At 54.6% G+C, this 13,717-nt stretch carries 18 protein-coding genes; all 18 read right to left on the minus strand.

Features of this window, described 5'->3' with window-relative positions:
• Positions 1–12: 12 nt before the first annotated feature.
• The gene (locus tag NI20_RS0105700; protein WP_033120477.1) at positions 13–249 is read right to left on the minus strand and encodes a hypothetical protein; all 237 of its coding nucleotides are present in this window, start codon (positions 247–249) and stop codon (positions 13–15) included.
• Between the two features lie 8 nt (positions 250–257).
• Positions 258–1,217, minus strand: a complete 960-nt coding sequence (locus tag NI20_RS0105705; RefSeq protein WP_033120478.1) for an NTF2 fold immunity protein — start codon at positions 1,215–1,217, stop codon at positions 258–260.
• 14 nt (positions 1,218–1,231) lie between these two features.
• A complete protein-coding gene (locus tag NI20_RS0105710) occupies positions 1,232–2,080 on the minus strand; it encodes a DUF4241 domain-containing protein (RefSeq protein WP_242842937.1) in 849 nt (282 codons plus the stop codon).
• A gap of 854 nt (positions 2,081–2,934) precedes the next feature.
• Positions 2,935–3,213 (minus strand): hypothetical protein, encoded by a 279-nt coding sequence (locus tag NI20_RS15370; RefSeq protein ID WP_197055361.1) that lies wholly within the window; start codon positions 3,211–3,213, stop codon positions 2,935–2,937.
• A 12-nt stretch (positions 3,214–3,225) separates the two neighbouring features.
• A complete protein-coding gene (locus NI20_RS0105725; RefSeq protein ID WP_033120479.1) occupies positions 3,226–4,065 on the minus strand; it encodes a DUF2262 domain-containing protein in 840 nt (279 codons plus the stop codon).
• A 14-nt stretch (positions 4,066–4,079) separates the two neighbouring features.
• The gene (locus NI20_RS0105730; protein ID WP_033120520.1) at positions 4,080–4,670 is read right to left on the minus strand and encodes a hypothetical protein; all 591 of its coding nucleotides are present in this window, start codon (positions 4,668–4,670) and stop codon (positions 4,080–4,082) included.
• Positions 4,671–4,686: 16 nt separating this feature from the next.
• Positions 4,687–5,307, minus strand: a complete 621-nt coding sequence (locus NI20_RS0105735) for a hypothetical protein (protein ID WP_033120480.1) — start codon at positions 5,305–5,307, stop codon at positions 4,687–4,689.
• Between the two features lie 4 nt (positions 5,308–5,311).
• Positions 5,312–6,391, minus strand: a complete 1,080-nt coding sequence (locus tag NI20_RS0105740; RefSeq protein ID WP_033120481.1) for an ankyrin repeat domain-containing protein — start codon at positions 6,389–6,391, stop codon at positions 5,312–5,314.
• Positions 6,392–6,398: 7 nt separating this feature from the next.
• Positions 6,399–6,740, minus strand: a complete 342-nt coding sequence (locus NI20_RS0105745; protein WP_033120482.1) for a hypothetical protein — start codon at positions 6,738–6,740, stop codon at positions 6,399–6,401.
• 37 nt (positions 6,741–6,777) lie between these two features.
• Complete coding sequence (locus NI20_RS0105750; RefSeq protein WP_033120483.1) at positions 6,778–7,917, minus strand: hypothetical protein; 1,140 nt, start codon at positions 7,915–7,917, stop codon at positions 6,778–6,780.
• Positions 7,918–8,029: 112 nt separating this feature from the next.
• Positions 8,030–8,674, minus strand: coding sequence for a hypothetical protein (locus tag NI20_RS0105755; RefSeq protein WP_033120484.1), 645 nt, complete (start codon positions 8,672–8,674; stop codon positions 8,030–8,032).
• Positions 8,675–8,764: 90 nt separating this feature from the next.
• Positions 8,765–9,352 (minus strand): hypothetical protein, encoded by a 588-nt coding sequence (locus NI20_RS0105760; RefSeq protein ID WP_033120485.1) that lies wholly within the window; start codon positions 9,350–9,352, stop codon positions 8,765–8,767.
• On the minus strand, positions 9,328–9,738 hold the full coding sequence (locus NI20_RS0105765; RefSeq protein ID WP_033120486.1) for a hypothetical protein: 411 nt from the start codon (positions 9,736–9,738) through the stop codon (positions 9,328–9,330). Before NI20_RS0105765 ends, NI20_RS0105760 begins: the two co-directional genes overlap by 25 nt.
• Positions 9,735–10,277 (minus strand): hypothetical protein, encoded by a 543-nt coding sequence (locus tag NI20_RS0105770; protein ID WP_033120487.1) that lies wholly within the window; start codon positions 10,275–10,277, stop codon positions 9,735–9,737. The genes NI20_RS0105765 and NI20_RS0105770 overlap by 4 nt, the downstream gene beginning before the upstream one ends.
• Before the next feature lie 13 nt (positions 10,278–10,290).
• Positions 10,291–10,524: an immunity 17 family protein gene (locus NI20_RS0105775; RefSeq protein WP_033120488.1), complete on the minus strand. Its 234-nt coding sequence runs from the start codon at positions 10,522–10,524 to the stop codon at positions 10,291–10,293.
• Positions 10,521–12,539, minus strand: a complete 2,019-nt coding sequence (locus NI20_RS0105780) for a DUF2185 domain-containing protein (protein ID WP_033120489.1) — start codon at positions 12,537–12,539, stop codon at positions 10,521–10,523. Before NI20_RS0105780 ends, NI20_RS0105775 begins: the two co-directional genes overlap by 4 nt.
• A 21-nt stretch (positions 12,540–12,560) precedes the next feature.
• Entirely contained in the window at positions 12,561–12,839 is a 279-nt protein-coding gene (locus tag NI20_RS0105785) for a hypothetical protein (RefSeq protein ID WP_033120490.1), read from the minus strand.
• A gap of 31 nt (positions 12,840–12,870) precedes the next feature.
• Positions 12,871–13,713, minus strand: coding sequence for a DUF2262 domain-containing protein (locus tag NI20_RS0105790; RefSeq protein ID WP_033120491.1), 843 nt, complete (start codon positions 13,711–13,713; stop codon positions 12,871–12,873).
• Between the last annotated feature and the right edge of the window lie 4 nt (positions 13,714–13,717).

Here is a 13,717-nt window from a genome sequence, read left to right on the forward strand (position 1 = left end):
TTCACGCTCCTCTCATCCGTCTTTCTCTAAATAAAATCCCCATACGCAGTTGGAGAACTCTCCGGCGGCAAAGCGGTGGATCTGCCCGTTGATCTCCACCTGCCAGACCTCGAAGGTATGGTCCTGGTGATAGATCGGGTCTTGGACCTTTACTCGCTTGCCGGTGGTTTGCCAGTCGTAGTCAAAGATGTTCACCCCGAACAATTTACATTGACCGTCTGGGCCAAAGGTTTCATATTCCCAAGCCATGTGGTGCCTCACAATCCCGTGCGCTGCCAGCCGTCCAGCCGCTCCTGAACCCCGTCGATCCTCCAGCCCTCGCCCACACGCTTCATGAGAAAGCGTCGGTCAAAGCCGGTATTTTTCTCCCTGGTGTAGATGTAGAGTTTATTCTTTGTGATCTGCTCCGCGTCCAGGAACTGCTCTCCCTTGTAGGTGCCCTGGGCGCTGTATGAGATGCCCAGGGGCCGGTAGCCCGAACGGGGCTTTTCGCTCACATACTTTTCCCAAATCGCCAGCAGGCGGGGCGCTGCCTCGGCATCCTCAAATCCGGCCTGCTCCATGTACTGCTCCCATTGCGTCATCTCGGCAAAGAAAGAGGACAGCACCCTGCGGCATTCCTCCGCCGCCTGTTCGTCCAGCTTGGTGGGCTTTTTGGCCTTTTCCCGCTGCAGCTGGGAGAAGTGTTCCATCTGCTCCTTGGTAAATTGCACATGGGCCACCGGCTCGATGCGGTTGTTGCTGGCGATGGCCAGCAGGCCCTCATAGGTAACGGCGGTATGGTCGATCTGGATGTGGGAGAGCTTGGGAATGGAGGCCGCCTGGAGAAGACCGGCATCATCCAGTCCGGTGCGGTTGAGCGTCAAAAGGTCCAGCTTGCAGCCTTGCAAGGCGGACAGGCCGCTGCCATGGATGGCGGCGTTGCCGTCCAGCAGCAGATAGGGCAGCTTGGGCATAGCGGAAAAAACGGGGAAACAGGCATCGGTGAGCGCACCGTCCTCCACTCCGAAGTTGGCCATGCTTTTATGCCCAGCAAAGGGGGCAAGCAGTTCATCGGTCACCGGATAGCCTTTCACATGAAAGCCCACCAGGGTGTAAGCGGCCAGCTGCTCCATGATCTCTGCGGTCAGCTCCGGGATTTCAAATTGCTTTTCACCGTCTAAGGTCAGGACACCACTCTCCCAGTTCACTGTCCGCGCCCGTTTCGGCCATTCCATCGCTGTTTCCCTCCTTACACCTGCTTCTTATAGCTGGCTTCAATGTCGATGAAGCGTACATACACGGCGCAGATTTCACCTTTCGCGTCATAGCCGAAGTAGACCGGATAGTAGCCGTCCCCCCAGCCAGAGGCAAAGATGGGCAGATTGCAGTCCGTGTCCGGTACCGTCCAGTTGAGCCAGTCGCCGTAGTCCCCCTGATATTTGGGGCGGGCTTTGGCGTTTTCCTCCAGAAGGTCGCAGAACAGGTCATTGTAGGGGTCGATGTCCGGGGCCTCCTCCAACCGCTTGGCCCAGTATGCCTTAAAGGCCGCCTGGGTCTGGATGTCTGCAATACACCCCATCCCGGCATCCACGCCGAAACCGAAGTAGTCGTCATCTCCCAGTGCCGCGTCCAGATTCTCGTTGCCCACCATGCCCAGCTCATAGCGGACAGGCTTCTCCCGACTGACCTCCACCTTGACACAGGCGTAGCGGTCGCCGTATTTCTCACTGGGCACCACACAGATCTTTACGGGATAAGTCCCGGCGGGGATCGTCTGTATAAAGGGCGGTGTGTCCTCCAGCTCCACCAGCGGATCGCAGGCGAAAATCGTCCCGGTGGGGAAATGGACGGTGCCAATGTCCAGCACATCCACGCCCATATTCCCAATCACTTTCTCAGTGAAATGAGCGTCCAGGTCCGTTTTGCAGGCCAGTTTGTCCTTAACGGATTCATATTTGTTCAGCCATTCTGTTGTCGGCATACTCGTTTCCTCCTGTTGATTTGGTTTCTTGATGTACTCGCTCTTTGAGCCATCCCAATACCCGATCTTATCTAAGCCCGCCTTGATTTCTTCCCATTTGCTGCGTTTCGGGTTCAACGCAGTAACCAGTTCTTTTGTCACCGGAACCACATCAGCAAGCTGGCGCACAGTCTCCAAAGGCAGGTCTGCTGGGTAAAACCACTTCCCGTAATCCACATAGCTCTGTGGATTACCATCAATCGTGGAGAGCAGATCCTTGGATGCGTCCTCGCCGTCCATGGGATTGCAGTGCCAGGTGGAGCCATCTTCCGTCCAGACGCAGAAGGTACTTTTCATCTTTTTGACTTCACGGCTGCCCATGAGCTTTTGCAACGCAGGGGGCATCCCATCCGTCAGGTCTTCGATTCGGGGAAGTTTTTCCTCCCAGTCGTAGAGTTCGGAATCCACACCGTTGATTACACAGCCTTCCGGCGCAAACATGACGATCATGCTCTGGTCACTGCCATCAGTGGCAAAGAATGCCTCTTTGCCTTTTCGCCATGCGGGGTTGTATGTATAGTGGCGGATGAAGCTCCATTCCTCCTCCACCATGATGATGTCCAGAGCCGCCAGCCCTTTGCAGAAGTTTTTCAGGCGCTCCGCGTTGGGCAGGCCAGATAAATCTTTTGTGGAAATCATGTGGTTATCCTCCTGTCTTTCGTCACCACAGTCGGTCAATCTGGGTATATATCTTATTAGGCTCTCTGTCCGTAAAACTGGTCAATGAGTCAGTGGGTTCTGTAAGCGGCATCACATTCAAAATATCCAGTACATAATACCAGATTCCTGTATCCCAGTCCCGGAACCGCCCATTGCAGACAGCTCTCCCATACTCGCCGGGAGCCAAATCCAATGCCAGCTCATTGAGAGGCTGTTTCTGCCCGGTCTTATCGTAGGTATATCGCTCCGGCATCGCACCGATGTGCCAATCATTACGGTATATTGCTCTCCTGTCCCTTTGGGAGAGGAAAGACCATTGGAGGACAACGCAGGGCAGCATGGTTCGTGGTTTTATTCCAATCCTCCATGGCCGCAGATAAAATGGCGTCAATGTGTGTCAATACCTTCTCAATGGAGCCCGCTGAGATGTTGTAAAAAGCGGGGTTTTTATGATACTGCTCTGTGATGAAGTTTTTATAGGTTTGCACTGGCATAAAGCAAAATTCCCAATCAAGGGGATACAACCCAAGCCAGTACTCATGCAGTTTCATCTCTGCGCCTCCTTACCCCTCGATGCAGGCAGCTTTGAGGCCCTTTTTCAGGGAGCCGTAGACCGTCACCGCATGGTCGGTGAATAGTTCGTCGCAGTCAAACCAGGCGGTGAAGCTGCCGCCGGAGGTGACGGACAGGCTGGTCATGCTGATTCGCCGGGCAAGTTCTTCCTCTGTGATGGGGTCTGTTTCCGGATCGCGGGGATTTTCCTCATCCTGAGAGAGCCAGTTGTTGGCCAGCCCGGTCAGGTTCTTGGCCGCAAGCTCCCGCATGGCTTTGTCCCAGGTTTCACAGTCGGCCAGCAGTTTCTTGGCAGCACTGCGGGCGCGGGTCCAGGAGGGCTTGCTCTCCGCATTGACCTCCAGGGAAAGAAGCACAGCCTTTCCGCGCCACTGGATCTCACCCTCAAAGGCATCATGGTCCTTGTCCAGTGTCAGTTCTCCCAGCACCTGGTCCTGGATCACCACCGGCTTGTGGTACTCGTCCAGAATGGCTTGAAGCTCCGGGCAGTCCTCATGGGCCTGGACCACCTGGGAGATACACCAGGGCCGTACCATCAGATTTTGCGCCCATTCCTCTTTCATCCGGCGGATCTTCAGGCGGCAGATCTGCTCGCTTTGAAAGCGTCCCCAGCCCTTGTCACTGTTGCGTTCCTCGTCGGTGACTGGCCACTCCAGCCGCTCCTCTTTGGTGCTGACCTTGCCGGTGTCACAGAACACCATGCCCAGTGTCACGACGGTCATTTGCCAAAAGTTGCCTCTGTTGTTGTATCCGCCCCCGATGAAGCGATTGATCAGAGCGACCACTTCCTGCTCCTCGGGCTCGTACATCTCATAGAATTCTTCACACATCGGTGTATCCTCCTTTACAGCAGTTTCAGCACCGCGGCGGCAGGCCCAGAAAACTCCGCCGGGGCCTGCTCCAATACATCCCGGTAGGCCAGCACCGCCTGCCAGGAGTAGTAATAGAAGCTGTAAAACAGGTCATCTGGGAAGACCTCGTCCTCCTCGTAGCGCATCTCATCTTCTTCCTCGTCGTATTCCTCCGACCACAGGTATTCTTCCTTTAACAAATCGGAGAAGCAGGGGAGGGGAGAGGCGTGTTCCATCTTATCTCCATCGTGGAAGCACTGGAGGATGCAGTCAAAGAAGTCCAGCAGTTCCCCGGCCAGGAAATGGGCTACGGGGTTCTGCCCGCTGTCTGCGAGGGCCTTCTCCAGAATCCGGTTCAGGAACACCATGCCGAAGGGGGTAGCGTGCCACAGGGTACTCTGGTGCTCCATGTTGGTGGTGAGCTCATAGAGGGACTCTTTGACGGACGCCAAGTCACACATCTGCTCCAGCACCGCCAGGTGAGCGGGAAACTCTGTCCCTCGGCCATAGGAGGTGGTGAGCCGGTGCCACGGAACATCCGTGACATTGAGTTGAGTAATATAGGTTCTGTTTTCTTCTGTCATCATGTTATTGCCCTCCTTATCCCGCCGTCTGATTGCGGTATTCCTTCTCCAGTTGGGTGTACCACCGTTTCAGCATGGTTTCCAGACTGGTTTTCCCACTGCGGTCTGTAAAAACAAGGAACTTCTGCATCAGTCTGGGGAATAGATATTTGCCTGCTTCTGTCAGGTCCTGATTGAGATAGACCATTCGCAGGATACGGCCATGTCGGTCCAGAGGGTTCTTTTTCAGCAGCTCCTTTTCAAAGCAGAAGCGCAGGAATACCACATTCTCGTCGTAGAAGTCCTCCACCACTGCTGCGCCAATGCTGGTGTAGGTGATGTCGTACACCAACCGGCTCCAGTCAAATTTCTCGGCATAGAGCAGTTTCAGTGCCTTCGCCCAGTGTTCCTCCGGGATGACCAGCATCCTGTGCTGGGCGGTACTGGAGTAGCCAAGGTAGATGGGTTCCGGCTGCCCCAGCAGCTCACTCACGCTGTCGGAGTAGACGAAGCACAGCTCCTCATCGAACAGGCCGCCGATGAAGTTGCCGTTGCAGTACAGCATATAATTCTTGGACTTGGCTGGAGAATAGGATAGATTATATTCCTGCGAGTCCAGGCTTTTATGTACCTTGTTCAGAAAGTCTATTGATGTCATGGCTTTACTCCTCAAACTCACCCTCGATCATCCCGTTCAGATACCGTCCGGGATCTGCGATGAAGTCATCCCATTTGGCCAGAGGGTGGAATTCCTCATGTTCGATATCCAGATACCACAGCTTTTTGTCCCTGGGGCTCCACAGCAGCAGATAGTCGCTGTAGTTATCCATCTGCACCATCAGGGAGAGCAGCTTCTTCCGTTTCCAGGTCATCTCCTGCACATCCATGAAGGAGTAGAGCTCCACCCACTTCACCCATTCCTGATCCGGGAACTCCAGCCGCAGGGGGCCGGTCTTCAAGTATTCCACCAGCTTGGCGGGCAGTTTGTAGGGCATGAGCTGCCGGACTTTTTCCTGTTCGTTGTGCCATTCCTCCGGTTCCAGGGCCTTCAGGTAGTCGGCCAGCTCCTGATTTTTGTTTTGCACCGCCACGGTGTAAGGCCGGTCGCCGTATTTGTCAGCAATGGTGATGTCGGCTCCTTGCTCAATGAGCCAGCGCACCATGGGAAAATTGTTAGAGCGGGCGGCCTCGGTGACGGGGGTGGAGGCATAAGGGAACACCATGTCCGGCTTGTGGTAATTGATATCCGCCCCTTTTTCCAGCAGCAGGCGGGTAAGTTTGGTATTGCCCTCGGACACAGCGGCCCGGAATGCCTCCCCGCCAAACTTGCCCACCGTGATCCCGGCTTGCTCCAGCACCGGGATATTCTCCGCTCGCTTGCCCCAGCGCACTTCCTGGAAGGCCCGCTCTTTCTGCTTCGGGCTGAATTTTGCGGCCTGTCCAGCAAAGAGAGCGACTACCTCCGGCCCGCAGCAGCGGACAGCGGTGAGCAGAAGGGGCTGTTCCTCTGCCAGACCGGGATCAGCTCCATGCTCCAGCAGGAAGTGGATCATGGGCACATCATTCCGAAAAACTGCGATCTCCAATGGCATCAGTTTGATATACTCACTAAGCTGGATGGGAACATCTAAATCCAGACCGCCTTGGAGCAACGCCTCCAGCACGGGAATATTATGGTCACAGATGGCGGCAGCCGTTTCCGGAAGAGTTTCCCAACGGCCAATATATGCAATTTGGTACATAAGGCACCTACTTTCGTTGTTGTTTCACTTGATAGGGTATCGTCCGGCCCAGTACCCGGCCCTTGCCAACCGCGTTGGCTCCCTCATAGATCAAAAATTCCGCATTATTTTCCAGCGGAGCGTAGTCAATAGTATCCGGATAGAGGGGTTGGGCATTTCCCAAAGCCGGTTCATCAAATGAACACTCAGTTCCGTCCAGAAAGCATACTCCCAGATATTCCGTGGTCCCTGTGACTGCAAAATGAGGACAATATTTTCCGCTGACCAGGCTGGGGGGAGTCTTTCGCTTGCCGCGCCAGAAGATGACCTCCACATGGAGCACCGCCCGGTTTTCATCTGTCCCAATCATGCTGTATCACTCCTTTGGCCAGTCCCTCTATTCTCGCTTAATCGCCAAACCGCTCAGCAGCGTCTTTGTAAACAGTAATACTTTCTTCCACTCTCACTTTTTCGCTGCGAATATGGAAGTAGTTACGCAGAACGCGCTTCAGTTCCGGGTTTTCCACCTTGCGGGGCAGCAGGCTGATGAACATTTCGTCGTAGCTTCCATACAGAACGCCGCCCCGATTGTAGGTCTGCCATGTCACCGTAGGCTTGCGACCCTCCGGGTCTTTAGCCAGATCAAAGAGCCACCGCTCATCCAGATCCACATAGCGTTCAATCATAAACCTTGTGTCATAGGTTCCATAGCTGTAATAACCCCAAAAAATCAGAGCGATCATTCCATCCGGGCCCAAGCGTTCATAGGTCCAGCCTTCTGGATAACAGCGGTAATGGAGCATTCCCAGCGCATGGAACAAATAGTCTTTTTGCGGCGTATCCAGAAGGGGCGAATAGGTTTCATACACCTGCTCTTTGGGCTGGGTGATGATCGCATTCATAAAGACCGGGATCATCCAGCTGCCGCCGTAGCGTTCATTCAGCTCATCAGCCAGTGCCTGCAATCGTTCATCCGGGTTGCGGATCAGGGATGCGGTCAGCACCACAGCGGGAATTTTCTCTTTTTCCTTGGGTGTGGCATCCCAAATCCGAAGTCCGTCTGTAATCCACCAGGAGGTGCAATCATCATCAGGATAAACAGGCGCGCGTTTCAGCTGGGCGATCCGCTGGGTGTTTTCCGCAAGAAAACGGTACACCTCCAGCATTTTGGGCGAGGCTTTCCCCAGCATCAAATGGAAACAGAAATTCAGTTGTTCGATTTCCAGTGGTTTTGTGTCCCCCTCGTCCAGCAGTTGGGATAGGGTCTTTAAGATGACCGGGGCGATCTGCTCCGATACACAGTCGGAGCAGGCATCTGACATGATATTGCTGCCCATCCATTTGCCCTTGACCAGTTTGGCCCACAGTGGGGCAGCAGGGGCATACTCCAGCTGCGCCAAAGCCTTCTGAGCAGCCGTTTTGCACTTGCCTTTTTCTGTATTCACAAGCTGGAACAGCAGTTCGCCGTTTGCTTCATCCTTGCCCAGCTCCAAAATGGCCTGTTCTCGCTTTACGCCCTTGGGGGGCAGTTGTTCCAAAGTCATCATTCATTTTCTCCTATCCCACAATGGTGGTTTCCTTGATGGCCAGATTGTCGTAATCCATGGCGATCAGTTTCCCGGCGGCCTCCGGCTCAGCGGATGGAGCGGCCGCATATACTTACTGCTTTTCCTGGCAAAATTCTTTCACATAATCGTATATGCTCTTTATCCCGCCATCAGTTACTGTATTAAATAGGCCATAAGGTTCGTTTTCCAGCTCCTTTTCTGCAAGGAGCATTGCCTGGCGGAAATTCCCTTCCGCGATTTCACACAGTACGACATTCAGTCGTGCGGTCGGCGCAGTATCATGGAGAATCTCTGCTTTGAAGTCGGAGACTGTGCTGCAGCGGCTATGATGGTCTTGAATGGACTTGTTAAACCGACAAAACGCCTCATTCATGACCAAGGTTGCTGCATCCACTGTGGGGACAGGTAGTTCCATTTCCTCGATGATATGAGCGGAAGGGGAATGTGCCGCTGTGATATGGAAACTAAATGGTTTCTTCCGGGCTACCTCACCCATTTCATATACATCCCAAAAGACATTGTCAATGACGCATGGCTTTACGGAAACGACTGCTCTTATGGCAGTCCCACACCTGACAGGGGGCGCTGATAGAAACACTTCATATAAGAAATCACCCAGAACCTTATAGGCACAGTCTGAAACCACTTTGAAGCCATGCTCTCTGGCAATTACTTTTGTGTTTTTTGAAATCATCGCGCTTAATTCCTTGACTGCCTTCTGCTCCTGCCGTGTCATGCTATTTCCACCTCGCCCAGCTCCAAAATGGCCTGTTCTCGCTTTGCGCCCTTGGGAGGCAGTTGTTCCAAAGCTACCATTCATTTTCTCCTATCCCACAATGGCGGTTTCCTTGACGGCCAGATTGTCGTAATTCATGGCGATCAGCTTCTCGGCGGCCTCTGGGGTACACATGAACCAAGTACTCACGCCCCAGGCGTCCATCCTTGTAACGGTGAAAAAGTCGGTTTGGGCAGAAGTAGGTTCTCTTGCGTCAATATAGTAGTCGGAGTAGAGATACACCAGGTCCACCTCCCGCTCCGGCAGCCACTTGGCCCGGCGCGCACGGGGCTTTCCGCTTTTCAGAGTCTTTTCTCTGGGGTTCTCAAACCACGCCAACTCCTTGAGCTTGAGACCGGTGAAGGTATCCATCAGCCGTTGGGCAATCTCCCGGTGAGTAAACACCCCACAGTTCCAGGAGCCCATTAACCATGTCTGTATAAAGTCACCCACCTTGCTGCCGGGGGCGGGCGGCCCGTAGACGCTCTCATCCGCCCACATGACCTCTATCTTTTCACATTGGTCTGGCCGGGGGCAGGATTTCTTATCGCCATAGCGGTACATGATATTCACATAGCCGAAGTCCTTGCCGGTTCGGTCATGACCAACGGCTTCTACTTTATAGGCAGTGATCGACATTGCAGTTCCACCTCCTGAGCCAGTACAAATCCGCACAACCCAAGGGAAGAATCAATGACAAATACCCGGATGCGCTCCCGTTCCATGCGTTTCCGCAGTTCCTCGATGCTGCAGCAGGCGGGAAAGCTGTAAGAGATGGTCACGCCCAGCAGGTCTTTGTACTGCTGGAAAAACCCGTCCACGGTGATCTCGTCCATACCGAAGAGGATGTTGTCCTGGATCACATTCTCAAACCAGTGGGCCAGCAGGCCGGTAAAGCGAACGGCTACTTTCTCTCCGGCCTCGGTCCGGGTATCCATGTGCAGGGTCTTAGCTTCAAAGTCAGCGCAGCAGCGCAGGACTCTGTTGTCGTGCAGATTGTCAAAGGATTGAATTACCATACTCATGCCAACTCTGCGTCCAGTATCTGGACTGGTTTTCCTTTCTCGTTCACATAGTAAAGGGCGATATAGTCGATGCCGTCCCGCTTGACCTGTTCCCACGGCATCCGTTCACCGTTGAGCAGTTCCACGGTATCCGCTTCATCCGGTTCGAAGTCTTCTTTTTCGTCCTCGTAGTCCACGCTGTATCCCAGCTCCAGCACCAGCTTGGAGGCGGGGATCTCATACCGCTTGAGGGGACGGTGTTCCAGCTCGGATGGATCATGTTCATCGCAGAACATATTGTCATAGCCATGTCGCCCGCCGTCGAAGATGACGAACTCCTCGCCGCTCTCCGGGTCACGGGCTGTCACCAGTCCGGGGGCCACATCGCTATCTACAATATAGGATTGGGACTCTCCTTTCACCGTGAGTAAATCTCCGTAATACCAAACCTCCAGCAGTTCATTGCCAGTGGCAGAACACAATGTCACGGTGGGCAGGCGTTTCTGCGCCCACTCCTTCACATGGCCGGTGAGCCAGGTGGGATATTTCTCGGTCATCATAATCTTTCTACTCCTATTTCAATTTCAGCACAAATCCCCAGATACTCACCACGATCAGGAGGACGCCCAGTAGAAAGAACACCACACGCCGGTATCCTCTGCTGTGTCGCTGGGCATCCCGCGTACCAGTGGGGTCGCAGAGCCAGTTCCAGTTGCGGATCGCCCCAATTAAAATCACGGCCCCGATGAGCACCGAGGCAATGTACCAATGCTCCTGCAAAAATGCTGTGATCTGTTCGCTGTTCATTCTACTTCCTCCTCGCCTTCGTCGTCGCGTATCACCTCATACCATGCTCCATCTTCACCGCGCATCTGCATGGTTCCGTAAGGCAGGTTCAGAAATCGGATAATGTCCGGGTCGATGCGGCAGATGTCCCGGATATCATAGAAGCCGCAGTGCGACTCGTAGTATTCATCACCTTCGCCGTACACATCGCCCTCGTCCCCGGAGTAGAAGGCCCAACCGCTCTCCCAACCCATATCCTCGCGCTCGGGGAACAGCCGGTCCATAATCTGCACCTTGCACCCATCCTGGGCGACGCGGTCGGAAGCGTAGCAGAACAGAGGGCCGTCCCAGTCGGGAATGACAGCCGGTTTCCCTTCCGCTGCCCGCGCCACGCGCTCCTCGGGGTCATCTGCAAATTCCGCTTCCAGATACTGTTGATACCGCTCATCCAACAGCTGCTCCACACTCTGACGGATTTCTTCGGTATATGGCAGAAGTAGGTAGGCCGCTTCTTTTTCCGCAATACTGTTCCAGACGCGGTCTTTGAGCCTGGCCAAGACGATATTCCGGCAGTCCCGGAGGTAGACATAGGGGTTAAAACGGTTGTCCTGGGCGTACCACTGGGCAAAGCCAGAGCCTCTCCGGTCAAAGAACTGAGTAGACAATTTCCCATCCAGATTATCCAGGATGAACACCCGTAGATCAGGCCCCTTTCCGGCCCGAACCGCCTCCACCACCTCCCGATGCCGGGAGAGGAATGGGTTACTCAGTTGGCCTCGTTTCATAGCCCAGCCCAGGAAGAAGGCCATCCGATTGCAGGCATCCAATTCATCTACTGGCAGGTGAAGTGCCCGGATCTTCTTGATCTGCTCTGCGGCGTTGTCCATTTCCGCCGGGTCGTAGCTGATTTTCTCCCGGTCTGTGACCACATTGAGCCGGTGCGGATTGATGACCTCCAAGCTCTCGTCCGGGCAGAGGTCCAGCAGGGCATCCGAGCCGTGCTCCAACTTGTATTGGATCTCCTCCCGATAGAGGGGAATCACCTGATAGAAGTTGACTTCGTCCCCGTCCGGCAGGCGGCAGAAAAAGGAGTCCGTCCCAAACACACCAGGGCAGAGTAGGATCTCACCACGCAGCTCCGTGTTCTCCGCGAAGGGGATGCCATCCTCACCCTCATCCAGTGTAGTCCTGGATTCCAGCCCTACCTCCGGGTCCTCCATGGCGAAGTGGGCGGTGGCCAGCATCATCCGGATGGGCCAGTTCCACCGCTCCTCCCGGCAGTCCGCCTTTGTCAGCCTCCAGTCTTGGGGCAGGTTGATGAGCAGCTCCGCCCGTTCCAGTTTTTCCTCCCGACGCTCCTCCGGGAAACCCATCCGATGCCGGCTCAGGCCCACAGTAACCAGGGTGTAGTAGTCATGATCCAGCCGGGGCGGGATGACGGCGATCTCCAACGGGTAATCTGGGTCGCTGTTGTCTGTGAGGAGCTGGGTATAGACACCGAACTGCTGGTCGATATGTACTTTCACATGGCCGAGGATGTCATCGTCGGCAGGGGGAATGGTCTCCCGCTGGATGATTTCCTCCCGCTCATTCCAATCCAGTTCCAAGGAATTTCCCTCCTCCAGATACTCCTCACAGTCCCGCACCAGCTTTTGGGCATCCGGGTCATCCGGCGCCAGAGCCAGCCAGCGTTTTGCGTACTCGTAGGCGGTGGCTGCGGAGCTGTATGCCATCAGGCAGGAGTAGCCCATCCGGGCGTTCCAGTAGGGATCGTTCTCACCCTGGGTGCGAACGGACTCCAGTAGATCAATGGCGTGCCGGAGAAGATCTCCATCTACTTCATCGTTCTCGCCAAGGGCACCGTGGTTACCCAGCACCGCCAGATTGCTGTAGGCTCGGCCCAGTTTTAGCGTCAGCAGATAATCCCACTCCTGTTCCGGGATGGCTTCGATAGCCTCAATGCATCGGGCAAACTCATCCGCATCATTCCACTTCTCAATCTGCTCCAGCAGCTCTGCTTTTTCTGCCTGATTCATCGTTTCACCGCCTTTTCCGTGTCATCCTTTGCCTTTTTTGAAGTGTCCGCTGCCTCGCCAGGTGTTGACTACACAGGTGAAGATCTGACCGCAGTGCTTGCACCGAATCATATGAGCCATAATTTCGTCTGCCCACCCATCCTCATTCTTTACCTTCTCCAGCGGACAGGTGGATTCCTCTGCAATCAGTTCAAATTCACCTTGTTCCACCAACTGCTGGATATAGGCAATACAGGCCAGGTAGTCCTTGGGGGCATCAAATTTTCTCCATATTTGAATGTTTCGGCAGTGCTCGCACATAATGGATGCCTCCTCCTGTAAACGGTTGTTGTCAGCCCTGTATATCAGCGTCAACGGGGCCTTTTTTCAGCGTTCCATCCACAGTGATCACATGGCCCCAGAACATATCGTCGTCCTCATACCAGGCGGTAAAACGGCCGCCGGGAGATACTGTAAACTCGGTGAGGAGGATGCGCCGGGCAAACTCATCCTCGGTGATGGGGTCTTTTTCCGGGTCACGGTCGGCCTGGTCATTGTCCGCCAGCCATTCGTTGGCCTGAGCGGTGAGTTTCTGGGCAGCCATCGCTCGCAGGGACTTATCCCAGGTTTCCTGGTCTGCCACCAGTTTCTTCATCACATTGGTGACACGGGTCCAGGACGCTTTCTTTTCAATCTCCACATCCAACGAGATCCGGACTTCTTTTCCCATCCACTTACAGGTCCCCTCGAATATGCTCATCTCACGATCCAGCGTGAGGGTCCCCAGCACTTCGTCCTCCAGAAGAATCGGCTTTGTGTACTCCGCCCAGATATCCTCCAGTGCTGGACAGGGTACGCCTTCCTCCAGTACCTCCGTGACATACCACTGAGGTTCGTAGAGGGCATCACCTTTCCAGCCGCGGGCTTTGATCCGGTAGATCTGGCCCTTGGTAAACCGCTTGGAATAGTCGCCGGCGTCCCGTTCCTTGTCCGTCAGCGGCCAGCTCAGGTAGCATCGACCGGAGATCGCCTGTCCGGTCTGGACATCCGCCATGGCGAGGGCATGGGTATGCGCCGCCCAGTAGGTATCCAGAAAGGTTTTGTCCGCGCTGACACCGTCCTGAATCAGTACCAGTTTTTCCTCATCTTCTGGGGCGTACAGGGCAATAAAGTCCTTGACCGTTCTCTTTTTCATGGCG

The sequence above is a fragment of the Oscillibacter sp. ER4 genome (assembly GCF_000765235.1).
Lineage (GTDB): Bacteria > Bacillota > Clostridia > Oscillospirales > Oscillospiraceae > Hominicoprocola > Hominicoprocola fusiformis.

Bases quoted from the DNA above. Each gene is read 5' to 3' on its own strand.
- NI20_RS0105770 (WP_033120487.1), bottom strand. From the start codon at position 10,277: ATGATGACCGAGAAATATCCCACCTGGCTCACCGGCCATGTGAAGGAG.
- NI20_RS0105755 (WP_033120484.1), bottom strand. From the start codon at position 8,674: ATGACACGGCAGGAGCAGAAGGCAGTCAAGGAATTAAGCGCGATGATT.
- NI20_RS0105750 (WP_033120483.1), bottom strand. From the start codon at position 7,917: ATGATGACTTTGGAACAACTGCCCCCCAAGGGCGTAAAGCGAGAACAG.
- NI20_RS0105790 (WP_033120491.1), bottom strand. From the start codon at position 13,713: ATGAAAAAGAGAACGGTCAAGGACTTTATTGCCCTGTACGCCCCAGAA.
- NI20_RS0105700 (WP_033120477.1), bottom strand. From the start codon at position 249: ATGGCTTGGGAATATGAAACCTTTGGCCCAGACGGTCAATGTAAATTG.
- NI20_RS0105735 (WP_033120480.1), bottom strand. From the start codon at position 5,307: ATGACATCAATAGACTTTCTGAACAAGGTACATAAAAGCCTGGACTCG.
- NI20_RS0105785 (WP_033120490.1), bottom strand. From the start codon at position 12,839: ATGTGCGAGCACTGCCGAAACATTCAAATATGGAGAAAATTTGATGCC.
- NI20_RS0105765 (WP_033120486.1), bottom strand. From the start codon at position 9,738: ATGAGTATGGTAATTCAATCCTTTGACAATCTGCACGACAACAGAGTC.
- NI20_RS0105705 (WP_033120478.1), bottom strand. From the start codon at position 1,217: ATGGAATGGCCGAAACGGGCGCGGACAGTGAACTGGGAGAGTGGTGTC.
- NI20_RS0105760 (WP_033120485.1), bottom strand. From the start codon at position 9,352: ATGTCGATCACTGCCTATAAAGTAGAAGCCGTTGGTCATGACCGAACC.
- NI20_RS0105730 (WP_033120520.1), bottom strand. From the start codon at position 4,670: ATGACAGAAGAAAACAGAACCTATATTACTCAACTCAATGTCACGGAT.
- NI20_RS0105725 (WP_033120479.1), bottom strand. From the start codon at position 4,065: ATGTGTGAAGAATTCTATGAGATGTACGAGCCCGAGGAGCAGGAAGTG.
- NI20_RS0105745 (WP_033120482.1), bottom strand. From the start codon at position 6,740: ATGATTGGGACAGATGAAAACCGGGCGGTGCTCCATGTGGAGGTCATC.
- NI20_RS0105775 (WP_033120488.1), bottom strand. From the start codon at position 10,524: ATGAACAGCGAACAGATCACAGCATTTTTGCAGGAGCATTGGTACATT.
- NI20_RS15370 (WP_197055361.1), bottom strand. From the start codon at position 3,213: ATGAAACTGCATGAGTACTGGCTTGGGTTGTATCCCCTTGATTGGGAA.
- NI20_RS0105780 (WP_033120489.1), bottom strand. From the start codon at position 12,539: ATGAATCAGGCAGAAAAAGCAGAGCTGCTGGAGCAGATTGAGAAGTGG.
- NI20_RS0105740 (WP_033120481.1), bottom strand. From the start codon at position 6,391: ATGTACCAAATTGCATATATTGGCCGTTGGGAAACTCTTCCGGAAACG.